Origin of the sequence: Mesorhizobium sp. M1307 (assembly GCF_040318155.1) — a bacterium.
Lineage (GTDB): Bacteria > Pseudomonadota > Alphaproteobacteria > Rhizobiales > Rhizobiaceae > Mesorhizobium.
Genome location: NZ_JAMYLR010000051.1, coordinates 1 through 13,025 on the forward strand (window position 1 = coordinate 1; position 13,025 = coordinate 13,025).

Here is a 13,025-nt window from a genome sequence, read left to right on the forward strand (position 1 = left end):
TCCGCTAAACACGGGGGCTGCGCGGCGGACACGCCGACGTCACCGCAATGCCACGCCATTTTGCAGAACTTGACGCACACAACTAAATACGGGGTCGAACTCATCGTCCGGCCCCGTATTTTGTGCATCACGGGAGAAGGTGCGACACACTCCGTCGGCCTGTGTGCCGCAAGCCGGCGGGGTTGCAGCTTCAGGCGGCGGTGCTGACGCGGCTTGGCCCAAGAATCGATCTGACCTTGTCGGCGACCGCGCGCCCGAGATCGGCGTTGTTTTCGGCGGTGAAGTGAATGCCGTCGACACCGTCCGTGGTGACGAAATCGCCGGCGTTGAGGAAGTCGATCTTCATGAAATCGGCCATCGCCTTGTACTGCCTGGCCAGATCCCTCGACTTTTCGTGACCGCCGCCGAACATGCCCTCGAACCATGGGTCGGGCATCGGGGTGAGCGGCGGCGGCGCAATTACCAGCGCCTTCGGAGCCGGATAGGGCGTGCCGACACCGCCGGCACTTGTCAGGATCTGCCCGACCAGTTTCGCCATTCCATTGGCGATCTCGTAAGGCGTCCGGCGGAAATAAGACTTGGTGTCGTTGGTGCCGAGCATCACGATGACCAGATCCAGCGGCAGATGGCTGGCGATGGCCGAGGGCAGGTAGCTGGCCCCGTTCAGGCGCGGGTCATTGGGGTCGTCGAGGCAGGTCGTGCGCGCGCTCAAGCCTTCTTCGATAATGTGATAGCCTTCGCCGAGCGCCGCCGCCATCACGCCCGTCCAGCGCTGGTCATAGGGGTAGCGGTAGGTCGGTGACCCCTCCTTGACCGGAACCCAGCCCCAGGTCAGCGAGTCGCCATAGCACATGATGTTTTTTGGCGGTGACATCTATGTCTCTCCATCTGTTTACAATTGTCTGAACGCGCGGTTTGTCGGTCTCGGCCAGCGCCGGGCGGTGTTGCCTTTCGCTGTCTCAAGTCATGGGGTTCGCACGCGCACTCCGTAGAAGATCGCCGCGCCGAGGATGATGACGCCCTGGGCGATGAGCTTGCCGGGCTCGTCGATGCCGAGCACCGTCATCACCACGAACAGCAGCGCAAAACACAGCGCACCGAAGAATGGCCCCCAGACGCCGCCGTCGCCGCGGCCGAAGACGACGCCGCCAAGGATCGTTGCCGCGACGGCCAGGATCGGCAGATCGAGGCCCACGCGGACGCTCCCAACGGCAATCGAACCGGTCTGCACCAGAGCCGCGATCGCCGCGATCAGGCCGGCGAGCGCATGCGCCAAGATGACGGTGCGCTGAACCGGCACGCCGGAAAAATGGGCGGCTTCGGCATTCTCCCCGACCGAGGCCACATAGCGGCCAAACACCGTCTGCGACAGCAGCAGCGACACTGCGGCGGTCAGCAGGATCCAGAACAGAACCGGCGTCGGAACCGACAGGAATTTCGTGTTGTAGAGGTCGTTGAACAGCTTCGGCACGTCGCCGGGTGGATTGCCGCTCGACAGGAACTGCACCAGCCCGACCAGGATGATGCTGACCGCCAGCGTGACGATCACCGCTGATACCCGCCGGTTGCCGATCATGAAGCCGTTGAACAGGCCGATGACGAGGCCGGTGGCGAGCGCCAACACGACGAAGAATGGCAGCGACGCGCCGGGGAAGCTGCCCGACGAGATGAAATAGTTGATCAAGAGGATGATGCCGCCGCCGGAGAGGTCGATCGACTTCACCCGCATGACGACGAGTTGCCCCAGCACCAGGATGCCAAGCGGAACGATCTGCCGGATGAAGATGCCCATGATGTTGAGGTTGAGCATGTTCGGCCGCGCGATCCACAGTGTGGCCAAAAGCACGATGAAAACAAAATAGGACGGCGGGATGCGCAGCAGGCGCCGGGCGATCGGACTTGCAAGAACGGCAGCCATCGCTCAGAGCCCCATTTTCTTGCGGGATTGCAGCCCGACCACCGCCAGCAGGATGCCGCCCTTGATCGCGGTCTGGACAAAGGGCGAGACGTTGGCAAGGTTCATGCCGTTGGCCAGCAGCGCCATCACCAGCGCGCCGATCACCGTGCCGTGCAGGCTGCCGATGCCGCCGGAAAGCTGAGTGCCTCCAAGGGCTACGGCGGTGACGGTGTCGAGCTCGAAAAGAAGCCCGACATTCGGATCGCCCGACACGATGCGCCCGGCCAGGAAGACACCGGCAACGGCCGCGAAACAGGAGCAGACCACATAGGCGAGGATGATGTTGCGACGGTCGGAGACGCCGAAGTTGCGGGCCGCACTCTCGGCACCGGAAGCGATGCCGCCACCGATCGCGAACAGATGCAGCCCGTACCGCGATCCGTAGAGCAGTTTCCAGCCCACCAGGATCACGACGATCCCCCAGAAAACCGGATAGGGAATGCCGAGGAAACTGCCGGAAACGGCAGCGATGACGATTTCCGGCACGGTGCCGCCGGAGACGGGACGTAAGATGCGCGTGATGCCAAGCACGATATACTGCGTCGACAGCGTCGCGATGATCGGATGGACGTTGAAGCGGGTGATCGCCAGGCCGTTGATCAACCCGATGAACGCGGCCAGCAGAAAGACCGCCGGGATCAGCACGATCGCCGGCTGGTCCAGCGCCAGCACCGCCGTCGTGAAGCTGATGACCGAGCCGACGGACAGGTCGAGCCCGCCGATCAGCACGACGATGAGCTGTCCGAGCGCCGCGATGATCAGCGGCATCGCCTGGGCAACCAGGTTGAAAAGGTTTTCGGCCGTGGCGAACTGTGTCGTCTCGACGGTCAGCCACAGCGAAATGAGCAAGGCGACCAGCAGCGGCAGGCCCCACAGGCCCTGTCGTGTGTTCCGGCCACTCAGGATGTTGAACAGCGAATGATACATGGAAGCCCCTAATGCTGGCGCGTGGAGCCGCCCATCAGGGCCGCGTCGAGGATCTTGTGTTCCGTCGCCTGCGCCGCCGGCATTTCGGCAACGATGGTGTCGTGGTGGACGACGTAGATGCGGTCGCAGAGCCCAATCAACTCGATCGTCTCGCGCGACAACACCAGCACCGCGCCGCCCTTGCGGGTGAAGTCGCGCAGCAGGTGGTAGATCTCCGACTTGGCGCCGATGTCGACGCCGCGGGTCGGCTCCTCCACCAGCAGAAGATCGAGATCCGCGGCGAGGTAGCGGCCGAGCAGAACCTTTTGCTGGTTGCCGCCCGATAGGGAGGCGACCGGAGCGGATGGACCTACCGCCTTTATGTTCATGACCTCCATCAAGCGGGCGATAACGCTTCGATAGGATCGCGCCGACGCAAGTTCGGATCGCCTCGAATGCAATCCGATGGCAATGTTGTGGGCGATCGGCAGGGCGAGAAAGAGCCCCTCTTCCTTGCGGTCTTCGGGAACGAAACCGACCTTCAGCTGCTGCAAATGGCGAACGCCTGATGATGTCGAGAGCGGCATCTTGAGCGCTTTGCCGTTGATGGAAATCGTCCCCGCAAAGGGATGGTAGCGGCCGATCAGCGATCTCAGGAAGCGCTGCTGGCCCTGCCCCTCCAGCCCTGCCAAAGCGACGATCTCACCCTTGTGCAAAGTCAGCGACAGCGGCTGCGATGTCTCGGTGATCCTGAGGTTTTCGACGCGCAGGATCTCGTCGCCCTTGTCGCCCGTGCGATCGGGAAAAAGGTCCTGGAGTTCGCGTCCGACCATCATGGCGATGAGTTCGTCGGTGGTGATCTCGGATACCACCCTGGTGCCGACCAGCGCGCCGTCCTTCAGCACCGTGACCGTGTCGCACAGCTCGAAGATCTCCTCCATGCGATGCGAGATGTAGACAACAGCCTTTCCCTTATCGCGCAGCCGGCGGATGTTGCGGTTGAGCACATCGACGTCGGCCGCGTTCAGCGCCGCCGTCGGCTCGTCCAGGATGAGCACGCTGGCGTCCGCCTGGATGCAATGCGCGATCTCGACGAATTGCCGCTCGGCGATCGTCAGGTTGGAGACGAGTTGTGATGGGTCGAGGGTGAGGCCGAGTTCGCCAAGCGCCTTGGCGGTCTGGCTGCTCATCTCGGGATAGTCGATCGAGCCGAACCGGGTCGTCGGCTCCCGGCCGAGAAACATGTTCTCTGCGATCGACAGATTGGGCAGCAGCGAGTGCTCCTGGAAAACGGTCGAAATGCCGGCATCCAGCGCGTCGCGCGGCGACTTCAGATCGAGCTTTTCCCCGTTCATGAAGATTTCGCCGGAATCGGGCTGATGCACGCCCGCCAGGATCTTCATGAGCGTCGATTTCCCGGCGCCGTTCTCCCCCATCAGGGCGTGGACGCTGCCCGCCTTCAGATCGAGGGAAACGGAGTGGAGCGCCTTGCTCCCTCCGAACGCCTTCGAAATGTGGGACATCTCGATAAGATTGGTCACGAAACCCTCGAACGAACCGGATTCGACAGATGGAACGGCCTGCGGGGAATGCTTGTCCACTCCCCGCCAGCCACGGCGCCGTCACTTCTTGCCGTAATATTCCTTGAGCTTGTCCACCGGCAGTTCGCTCGGCCACCAGACATTGGCCGTCAAATCGTCGCGATAGTATTTGGCAGCCTTGTCCTTGTCCCAGCCGTCGGGGTTGTAGACATAGCGCTTGTAGAGCTGCTGACCCTCAAGCAGCGCAACAGCGGCGCGCACGCCGGCGGCGCCCTGGGCGGGGCTGTATTCGGGAGAGATCGACTTGAATCCGTCCGTGATCCACTGGCCGAAATAGCCATTGTTGCCCTCGCCCGAAATCGGTGGAATGGGCGTGCCGAACTGCTTGAAGACGTCGACGCAGGCGCGTGTCATGTCGGCGCCGGACGACCAGATGCCGTCGACCTGCGGATTGTTCAGATAGAGTGTCTCGCACAGCTTCTTGGCCTTGTCGTACTGCCAGTCGCCATGCTCCTCGGCGGTGATCTGCACATGCGTGCCCTTGAGCGATTCCAAGAGGCCGTTGTAGCGGTTAGTGTCTTCCGGATGGCCGGCCAGGCCACGCAGGACCCAGATCTTGCCGTTGTCGCCGACGGTCTTCACCAGCCAGTCGCCCATCACCTTGCCGAAATGTTCGGCGCCGCCCTGGATTTCGGTGGTGTAGGCATCGGAATCGATGCGGCCGGTATGAAGAATGACGGGGATGCCGGCGGCGACCGCCTTGGCGATGCTGGCGTTGGCCGATGTGCTGGTCACCGGCTGAACGATGATCGCGTCGACATGTTGCGCGATCAGATCCTCGATATCGGCCACCTGCTTCTTCTGGTCGAAGCCGGCATCGAGCAGGATGAACTTCGAGATGCGCTTGTCCTTTGCTGCGGCATTTTCCGCCTCGTGCGCCACCTGCACGGTCCAGGTGTTTGCGTTGACGCCGAAGTCGCTCATTCCGATGACCCAGGGCGGGTCCTTCTTGAACGCACCGGCCGCGGTCATGCGCGTGTCGTCGGGGCGCGGCGCGACGCCGTCCATCAGCTTGACATCTTCCGCATGCGCCAGGGATGTTACGGCAAGCGCTGATACAACGAGCACTCCCAGACTGACGGTTTTCAGCAATCCTAACATTGAATTCTCCTCCTTGTGGTTGCCCCGGCCGTACGAATGCGTACGGCCGCGAGACGCTCTCCCAATGCACGCTCGTCGTCGCAAACCGACCGATGCACGCAATTCTCCCGCCCCCGAACACATGCGTGTCGAGGTCCAACCTGGGCTGGACGATGATGACGGTTGAGAACTCCTCCGGGCACTTTAGAAGCACAGCGGATTCGGCCTGTCAATAGTTAGTCATGTTGAATGACTATTCCCTTGCTTGCCTTTCACCGCTCCTCTATCCATCATGAATGGCGCTCGCCGGCTTCGGCGCGCTGTCAGTCCCGGCGGGAAAAACATGCGATCAGTATTGTGCTACGGCGACTCCAACACGCACGGCCAGATCCCCGGCAGGGGGCCGCTCGAGCGCTATGGTCCCGATGAGCGTTGGCCGGGGATACTGCGTGCACAGCTGGGGGCCGATTGGTATGTCATCGAGGAAGGATTGAGCGGTCGCACCACCGTCCATGACGATCCGATCGAGGGAGCACACAAGAACGGCCGAACCTATCTTCGCCCTTGCCTGCAGAGCCATGCGACGCTCGACCTCGTCATCATCATGCTCGGCACTAACGACCTGAAGATCCGCTTCAACAAGCCGCCGTCGGAAGTGGCGATGGGGATCGGCTGCCTCGTTTACGACATCAAGGAGCTGGCGCCAGGTCCGGGCGGCACCACGCCCGAAATCATGATCGTGGCGCCGCCGCCGATGCAGGACGACGTCAAGGAATGGAAGTCCATCTTCGCCGGCGCGCCGGAGAAATCGCGCCTGCTGGCGCTCGAGTTCGAGGTTCTGGCGGACTCGCTCGAACTGCACTTTTTCGATGCCGGCTCGGTGGTATCCTGCAGCGAGGTTTCACATCGATGCCGAAGCCCACAGATTGCTGGGCACGGAGCTGGCCCGCGCGGTCGACGCCATCGGCTGGAGCCGCTCGACATGAGCAACCAAATCGCTGCCAGGCAACGCGCTCTTACCGACGGGGCGACCCTTGCCTGACATGAGATTCGCACCACCCAATCCCTTGCGCATCGCGGATCGTGCGAGCGGGCTGAATGCGTTGAGCGTCCGCAGCTACAATGAGCGGCTGGTGCTATCGTTGCTGCTTCAGAACGAAGGCATTTCGCGGATGGAAATCGGCGAGAAGACCGGCCTGTCGGCGCAGACGGCCTCGGTCATCGTCCGCTCGCTCGAGCAGGAAGGCCTGGTCTCGCAGGGCGAGGCGCAGCGCGGCCGCGTCGGGCCGCCCACCATCCCGCTTTCGCTCAATCCGGAGGGCGCCTATGCGGTCGGCGTCGGCTTCAGCCGGCGCAGGATCGACATCGCGCTCATCGACTTCATCGGCACCGTGCGCTTCCACAAGCAGCTGCCGGCGGATGAAGCCAATCCCTTTCCGCAAAGCAGCGATTTGCTGGGAGCGATCGGGCAGGCCATGACGAGCCTGCCGATCGAGGCGCGCGGCCGGGTCGCCGGCATCGGGCTGGCTGTTCCCGACGAAGTCGACGCCATGGCTGCAATCCGCAACGGATCGAGCACCTCCTTGAAGGCTCTGCAAGGCGAGATCGAAGAGCAGAGCAAGCTGCCGGTTTTCGTGCAGAACGACATCACCGCGGCAGCCGGCGGCGAGAGCATGTTCGGCGTCGCAAAGCCGCTGAACGACTATTTGTTCTTCTATCTCGGCGCGAGACTACAAAGCAGGCTTATCCTCAATCACCAGATCTACAAGGGAAACTCCAGCGCAAGCTTCGATCATGGCCTTGTGCGCCTGGAGAGCGAACTGACCGAGCGCGGGCGCCCGTCCCAAATCATCTGGAGCAGCAACCCGGAGTGGCCTGATCTCGGAGAGGCCTACAGCGAATGGCTGGGGGAATGCTCCAATCGCCTGAAAGCGTCGATTTCGGCGCTGACCCAGTTTGTTGAGTTCAGGACGGTCGTCCTGTCCAGCTATGCGCCGCGGAAAATCGCCAAGGCGTTGTGCGCCGACATCAACCGCGAATTCGTCACCATCGAAGCGTTGCCGGCGCGGGTCACCATCAGCCCGAAGGCCGTGGGAGCGGCGAGCCTACCGTTCAGCTCGCGCTTCATGATCCAGTGATTGTGCCCGAACCGCTCTGTCTAGCCGACCCAGGCGTTCGCCTCGCTTCTGCTAAAACAGCCTCACATTACCACTTAGGTTGTCCTCAAGGGCCGTTCGGAATTCCCGCCCGAATACCCCGGCATGGAGCGAGCGGGCGTTCGATGAGACCAAACCGGCCTTTGGTTGGCCCATGAGCGCCGCGGCTGCACCGGAGACGTCGTTGGAGTTCCGTCAAGCGATGGCGGCCCTTCCGGCATCTGTTTTCGTCGTGACGACGGCGGGTCGCGCTGGAAGGGCCGGCATGACAGCGACGGCCGTTTGCGGATCGGCCGTAGGTCGGCCATGAAATAGAAGGCGGGATGTCTCCCGCCCCCTTTTTTATTACTTCGCGATGCAGGTGGCGACCGTCTCCGGCGTGCAGACGTCGAGGCCGGTGTAGGTCGGATCGGTCGGAGCAGGCTTGCCGTCCTTCATGTCCTTGAGCGCAAACATCGTCTTGTAGCCCATTTCGAACGGACGCTGACCGACCTGGCCGAGGGAGTATCCTTCCTTCATCTGGTCAATCTGCGTGGGCAAGGTATCGGCAACGACAAGGGCCAGTTCCTTCTTGGCGATCTTGTCCTTGTAGGGATCGACCGCAGCACGGTTCGCGTCCGGGACAAATTGCGGGAAGCCGCCGGTCGGCACGAATGCGTCAAGGTTCGGCATCTTCGCCATGTAGTCCTGGAACTGCTGTACCGAAAGCGGAAAGTCGTCGTTTGTATAGAGCGGGCAGCCTGGCGCCTCGGTCCAGCCGTTCTGACCGGTCAAGGGATCGCCGGGCGAAGCGGCTGACTTGGTCCCGGAGAGCGTGTCGCGGATGCCCTGCATGCGCTCGTTATGGTTTGCTGCAGCTGCGCCACCCGACTGGATGCAGATGGTGCCGCCTTTCGGCTTGATCGTCTGCACGATCTTGGCGAGGTTCACGCCAATCTCGTAGTTGTGCGTTCCGACATAGGCGGCGCGCAGGTCCTTGTTCTCGGGCAGCACGTCCGCGTCCCAGGTCAGAACAGGAATACCAGCTTCCTTCGCGGCTTGCAGAGCGACGGCCATGGCTGCCGCGTTCGCCGGTGCAACGGCGATGCCATCGACCTTCTTGGCAACCAGATCCTGCACGATCTGAACCTGTTCCTCACCGCCACCGTGCTCGCCGGGTCCGATATACATGCACTCGAATGCGCCGTTGGACTCGGCCTCTGCTTTCTTGCAGCCATCACGAGCCTGGTCGAAATATGGGTTGTTCATGTTCTTCGGCACCAGCGCGAATACGAGTTTCTGCTGGGCGTAGGCCTGCCCCGCCGTCAGGGCGGACGCGGCAACCGCCGCCGCCAAAAGATATTTCTTCATCGATGTTCCTCCGTTTGCTGTGTTCACCTCAGGATATTCCACCGGCATAAGCCGGCAGAGCTCTAGCCACGCTTGATGGTGAAGAAGGACTTCAGCGATTTGCCGGAAGTACCCAGACCCAGAAGCACAGCGAGAATTATGAAGATGCCGACAAAGGCACCCTGCCAGTTGGAATCGATGCCTGCCATCAATAGGGCGTTGCGGATGACCTCGAGGAAGGCCGACCCGATGACCGCGCCGAAGGCTGTGCCGTAGCCCCCCATCAGGTTTGCGCCGCCGATAACTGTGCCGGCGATGACGCGCAATTCATACCCGGTGCCGACGGCGTTGATCGCCGAACCGCTATAGCCAAGCAGCAGCAGGGATGCGATCGAGGCGCAGAAGGACGAGAAAACATACGCCTGGAACTTGATCCGATCGACGGGCACGCCCGTCATGCGTGCCGCATTCTCGTTACCGCCGATCGCGAACAGATGGCGGGCCCACGCGGTGAAGATGAATACCCAGCCGAGGGCTAGCGCCATGATCACCATCACCCAGAAATGGGACGAGAACTGCGGTATCCAGTAAGGAGCCCATCCCTCCAGCGAGTGCACCGGCCACTTCGCTTGGCCGATCGCTTTCACGATCGGCGCGTCAGGTCCGAACTGGTAGAGCATCTGGTTGCCTGACAGCACCACGGCAAGTGAACGAGCGATCGACAACATGCCGAGTGTGACCACGAAGGACGGCATGCCGATATAGGCGACGAAAAAGCCGTTGAACGCGCCGCAGGCAACTCCAGCGAGAAGGCCGGAGGCGAACGCCACGTACCAAGGATAATGCCAGGTCAGTAGAAGACCGGCCACGATGGCCACGAGGCCCATGACTGACCCAACGGAAAGATCGATCCCGCCCGTAATCAACACCACGGTCATGCCCAGGCCCATGATGGCGATCAGCGCGAAATTCCGGGTGATGTTGGTTGCGTTTTCGGCTGTGCCGAAGCTCGGTTCCAACACTGCCATAAACGCGACAAGGACGAAGAGCGCGACCGAGACCCAGAAGGCCTGGCTACTTCTCAACTTCTGAAGCGCAGTTTGTTCCATGATGCCGACGACGTCGGCAATCGAGGCGTGGCTTTCCTGGATCGCTTCGGGTTGACTAGGCTGCACGGATCGCTCCCGTGATTAGTCCGGTGATTTCTTCCGGAGATGTCTGAAGGGTGGGTTTGTCGGCAACCTTCGTTCCGCGCCGTAGAACGACGATGCGATCGCACACGGCAAAAACGTCTGGCATGCGGTGGCTAATCAGGATCACCGCGACACCGCGCGCTTTCATGCGCCGGATCAATTCCAGGACCTCAGCAACTTGGCGCACGGAAATCGCAGCGGTCGGTTCGTCCATAATGACGAGTCTGGCGTTGGACAAACGGGTCCGTGAAATCGCAATTGCCTGGCGCTGACCGCCCGACATTTTTTTTACGAGATCGCGTGGCCGCGTTTCTGACTTCAGTTCGCCGAACAGCTCCGCGGAGCGATCGATCATCGCCTGCTTATCGAGTATTCGGAAAGGCCAGATGCCCTTTTTGAGTTCTCGGCCTAGAAACACGTTCTGCGCGGCGGTTAGATTGTCCGCCAGCGCGAGATCCTGATACACGACCTCGATCCCCTCGGCGCGAGCATCGAGCGGCTTATGGAAGTGGCAGGCCTTGCCGCCGACTCTGATCTGCCCTTCGGTCGGGGGAAAATTTCCCGAAATCAGTTTGACCATTGTCGACTTGCCGGCGCCGTTGTCCCCCATCAGGCCGGCCACTTCACCGGGTTCGATCGAAAAGCTGACGTCGGACAGCGCGCGGATTGCTCCGAAGCTTTTGCCGACGCCCTGCACTTCAAGCAAAGACACGTGGTTCATCCTCCCATGGACCGGCGGCTCTTGGAGTCTCGCCTCGCCTCATTTTGCAACGGAAATTGCATATGAAGTTCTTGTGCAACAATGCTTATTGCAGAGTTTTATAATTTGCAACAAATATTTTCGATGTCAATTAACTAACTGTTTTTAATATGATATGTTTTTGCGCGACTTCATGCGGAATCGCTTTCAAGCGATTGCCCAAATGCGGCATCTGCTTTGTTGCAACGGTTTCCTGTTGCACCGGACTGACAGACCTTGGGTAGCGGCTTCCGGTGGTTGCTTAGCGGCTGCGATGCTATCAATGGCCGTTCAGCTCCTTGCCGTTGACCACGAGCATCGGGTCGATCCTGCTCTCGAAGAAATCGAGCACATTGCGCACAGCTGACACGGCCATCCGTTCACCGCATTCGGCGGTGAGGCCGGCAATATGCGGCGACAGGATCACCTGATCGCAGGACAGAAGCGGATTGTCGGCGGCGGGGGGTTCCTCGTCGAACACGTCGAGGCCAGCGGCCGCCACCTTGCCAGACGCAAGGGCTGCAAGAAGTGCCTTTTCGTCGACGACGCCGCCGCGCGCGGTGTTCACGAGCCAGGCTCCCGGCTTCAGAAGGGCGAACTCGCGCTCGCCGATCACAGGAGCATCGCCCTTGGGAGCATGGACGGAAATCGCATCCGCCCATTGAAGGGCCGACGCCAGATCGGAGACGGCTTTAGCAGGGCCTTCCGGCCATCCGATTTTTTCGAGATACGGATCGTAGGCGGCGACTTCCATGGAAAAGGCAGCCGCCATCTTCGCGAGATGCCGGCCGATGCGGCCGTAGCCAAGAATCAGCAGGCGCTTGCCGGCCAGTTCCGAAGCTTCCAGCCGGTTGCGCCAATTCCACACACCCTCGCGAACTGACCGGTCGCCGCGCACAGCATGCTTGGCGCAGGCAAGGAGCATCATCATCGCGTGCTCGGCGACAGATATGGAATTGACGTCTCCGACGACGGCGAGCGTGATCCCACGCTTGTTGAGGGACGGCAAATCGACAGAGTCGTAGCCGACACCGTGGCGGGACACGATCCGGAGCCTGTGCCCCATCTCAACGGTCGCCGCCGAGAGAGGCTGTGTGCGGATCACCAGCCCGTCGGCCTTGTCGATCAGCGGGGCATAACTTGGCTCGGAGACTTCCTCCACGTAATCGTAGGTGATGCCGGCGGCCTGTTCGAGCAAGGAAATTCCAGCCGGATGGAGTTTCCCGGCAACTAGAACATGCGGCATCAGTACCCTCCCTTGGAACCGGCGCTGACGCTTGATCCGCCCGTGAGTTCCCTGAACTTTTTGACGTTCGCTTCCGCCGCACCGGCCAGCATGCGCACGTCGTTGGAGACGGTGGTCATGTTGTAGCCCCACCCGATCGCACGCGCCGCGTAAGCCGGAGTTCCACAGTGCAATGCCGCGGCTATGCCGGCTTTTTTGCAGGCCGCCACGATATGCTGGATGGCCTCGATCATCTCCGGTTCTTCGCGGTCGAAGGCAGGCGGCAAGCGGCCCTGGGTCATGCCGAGGGTCAGGTCGGCCGGACCAACGTAGATCCCGTCCAGTCCAGGGGTCGAAGCGATCGCGTCGAGATTGTCCATCGCCTCGGCCGTCTCAACCATGGCAAAGGCAAGTATCTCGCCATTGGATTCAGAAGCGTAATTGGCACCGGCCGCGAAATTCACACGTGTCGGACCAAAGCTTCGGCTGCCGAGTGGCGGATAGCGCACGTAGCTGACAAACTCGGCCGCCTGTTCGGCGGTATTCACCATCGGACAGATGACGCCGTAAGCACCTGCGTCGAGCACTTTCATGATGATGCCTGGCTCCAGCCAAGGCACCCTGACGAGCGGCACCGTAGCGGAGGCACGCATCGCCTGGAGCATTGGCAGCAGGCCGCTGTAATCGAGCGCTCCATGTTGGAGGTCGACGCCGATGCAGTCGTAACCTTGCGCCGCCATGATCTCGGCGGTGAAACTGTTGCCGATCGAAAGCCAGCCATTGATGGTCGGCTTCCCATCGGCCCAAAGCTGCTTGAGCCTGTTCTTGATCATGAAAAA

General features: G+C 61.4%; 12 protein-coding genes. 2 read left to right on the forward strand and 10 right to left on the reverse strand.

The window, feature by feature from the left end; all coding sequences use genetic code 11:
- Nucleotides 1-190 precede the first annotated feature (190 nt).
- The 5 genes from NKH16_RS30805 to NKH16_RS30825 all read right to left on the reverse strand — a co-directional run bounded on the left by NKH16_RS30805 (nucleotide 191) and on the right by NKH16_RS30825 (nucleotide 5,565).
- Nucleotides 191-874 carry an SGNH/GDSL hydrolase family protein gene (locus NKH16_RS30805; protein ID WP_352685570.1) on the reverse strand — a complete coding sequence of 228 codons (684 nt, stop codon included), beginning with the start codon at nucleotides 872-874 and terminating at the stop codon, nucleotides 191-193.
- Nucleotides 875-964: 90 nt separating this feature from the next.
- Nucleotides 965-1,918, reverse strand: coding sequence for an ABC transporter permease (locus NKH16_RS30810; RefSeq protein ID WP_352685571.1), 954 nt, complete (start codon nucleotides 1,916-1,918; stop codon nucleotides 965-967).
- 3 nt (nucleotides 1,919-1,921) lie between these two features.
- Nucleotides 1,922-2,884: an ABC transporter permease gene (locus NKH16_RS30815; protein WP_352644219.1), complete on the reverse strand. Its 963-nt coding sequence runs from the start codon at nucleotides 2,882-2,884 to the stop codon at nucleotides 1,922-1,924.
- A gap of 8 nt (nucleotides 2,885-2,892) precedes the next feature.
- Nucleotides 2,893-4,404 (reverse strand): sugar ABC transporter ATP-binding protein, encoded by a 1,512-nt coding sequence (locus tag NKH16_RS30820; RefSeq protein WP_352494510.1) that lies wholly within the window; start codon nucleotides 4,402-4,404, stop codon nucleotides 2,893-2,895.
- An 81-nt stretch (nucleotides 4,405-4,485) separates the two neighbouring features.
- A complete protein-coding gene (locus tag NKH16_RS30825; RefSeq protein WP_352741872.1) occupies nucleotides 4,486-5,565 on the reverse strand; it encodes a substrate-binding domain-containing protein in 1,080 nt (359 codons plus the stop codon).
- Between the two features lie 322 nt (nucleotides 5,566-5,887).
- Here NKH16_RS30825 and NKH16_RS30830 point away from each other — a divergent pair, with 322 nt between their 5' ends.
- Both NKH16_RS30830 and NKH16_RS30835 read left to right on the forward strand, forming a co-directional pair.
- Entirely contained in the window at nucleotides 5,888-6,586 is a 699-nt protein-coding gene (locus tag NKH16_RS30830; RefSeq protein ID WP_352903355.1) for an SGNH/GDSL hydrolase family protein, read from the forward strand.
- 1 nt (nucleotide 6,587) lies between these two features.
- Nucleotides 6,588-7,682 carry an ROK family transcriptional regulator gene (locus NKH16_RS30835; protein WP_352741874.1) on the forward strand — a complete coding sequence of 365 codons (1,095 nt, stop codon included), beginning with the start codon at nucleotides 6,588-6,590 and terminating at the stop codon, nucleotides 7,680-7,682.
- 363 nt (nucleotides 7,683-8,045) lie between these two features.
- Here the strand turns inward: NKH16_RS30835 and NKH16_RS30845 are convergent, their stop codons facing one another.
- From NKH16_RS30845 to NKH16_RS30865, 5 genes are all read right to left on the reverse strand, one after another.
- On the reverse strand, nucleotides 8,046-9,050 hold the full coding sequence (locus NKH16_RS30845) for a substrate-binding domain-containing protein (RefSeq protein ID WP_352494514.1): 1,005 nt from the start codon (nucleotides 9,048-9,050) through the stop codon (nucleotides 8,046-8,048).
- Nucleotides 9,051-9,112: 62 nt separating this feature from the next.
- Nucleotides 9,113-10,138 (reverse strand): ABC transporter permease, encoded by a 1,026-nt coding sequence (locus tag NKH16_RS30850; RefSeq protein WP_502895039.1) that lies wholly within the window; start codon nucleotides 10,136-10,138, stop codon nucleotides 9,113-9,115.
- Between the two features lie 55 nt (nucleotides 10,139-10,193).
- Complete coding sequence (locus NKH16_RS30855; RefSeq protein WP_352821219.1) at nucleotides 10,194-10,943, reverse strand: ATP-binding cassette domain-containing protein; 750 nt, start codon at nucleotides 10,941-10,943, stop codon at nucleotides 10,194-10,196.
- Nucleotides 10,944-11,241: 298 nt separating this feature from the next.
- Entirely contained in the window at nucleotides 11,242-12,207 is a 966-nt protein-coding gene (locus NKH16_RS30860) for a hydroxyacid dehydrogenase (RefSeq protein ID WP_031193884.1), read from the reverse strand.
- Nucleotides 12,207-13,019, reverse strand: a complete 813-nt coding sequence (locus NKH16_RS30865; protein WP_352741879.1) for an HpcH/HpaI aldolase family protein — start codon at nucleotides 13,017-13,019, stop codon at nucleotides 12,207-12,209. Before NKH16_RS30865 ends, NKH16_RS30860 begins: the two co-directional genes overlap by 1 nt.
- Nucleotides 13,020-13,025 lie beyond the last annotated feature (6 nt).

Coding starts and splice junctions, on each gene's coding strand:
- NKH16_RS30805 (WP_352685570.1), bottom strand. CDS start 874: ATGTCACCGCCAAAAAACATCATGTGCTATGGCGACTCGCTGACCTGG.
- NKH16_RS30810 (WP_352685571.1), bottom strand. CDS start 1,918: ATGGCTGCCGTTCTTGCAAGTCCGATCGCCCGGCGCCTGCTGCGCATC.
- NKH16_RS30815 (WP_352644219.1), bottom strand. CDS start 2,884: ATGTATCATTCGCTGTTCAACATCCTGAGTGGCCGGAACACACGACAG.
- NKH16_RS30825 (WP_352741872.1), bottom strand. CDS start 5,565: ATGTTAGGATTGCTGAAAACCGTCAGTCTGGGAGTGCTCGTTGTATCA.
- NKH16_RS30830 (WP_352903355.1), top strand. CDS start 5,888: ATGCGATCAGTATTGTGCTACGGCGACTCCAACACGCACGGCCAGATC.
- NKH16_RS30835 (WP_352741874.1), top strand. CDS start 6,588: ATGAGATTCGCACCACCCAATCCCTTGCGCATCGCGGATCGTGCGAGC.
- NKH16_RS30845 (WP_352494514.1), bottom strand. CDS start 9,050: ATGAAGAAATATCTTTTGGCGGCGGCGGTTGCCGCGTCCGCCCTGACG.
- NKH16_RS30850 (WP_502895039.1), bottom strand. CDS start 10,138: ATGGAACAAACTGCGCTTCAGAAGTTGAGAAGTAGCCAGGCCTTCTGG.
- NKH16_RS30855 (WP_352821219.1), bottom strand. CDS start 10,943: ATGAACCACGTGTCTTTGCTTGAAGTGCAGGGCGTCGGCAAAAGCTTC.
- NKH16_RS30860 (WP_031193884.1), bottom strand. CDS start 12,207: ATGCCGCATGTTCTAGTTGCCGGGAAACTCCATCCGGCTGGAATTTCC.
- NKH16_RS30865 (WP_352741879.1), bottom strand. CDS start 13,019: ATGATCAAGAACAGGCTCAAGCAGCTTTGGGCCGATGGGAAGCCGACC.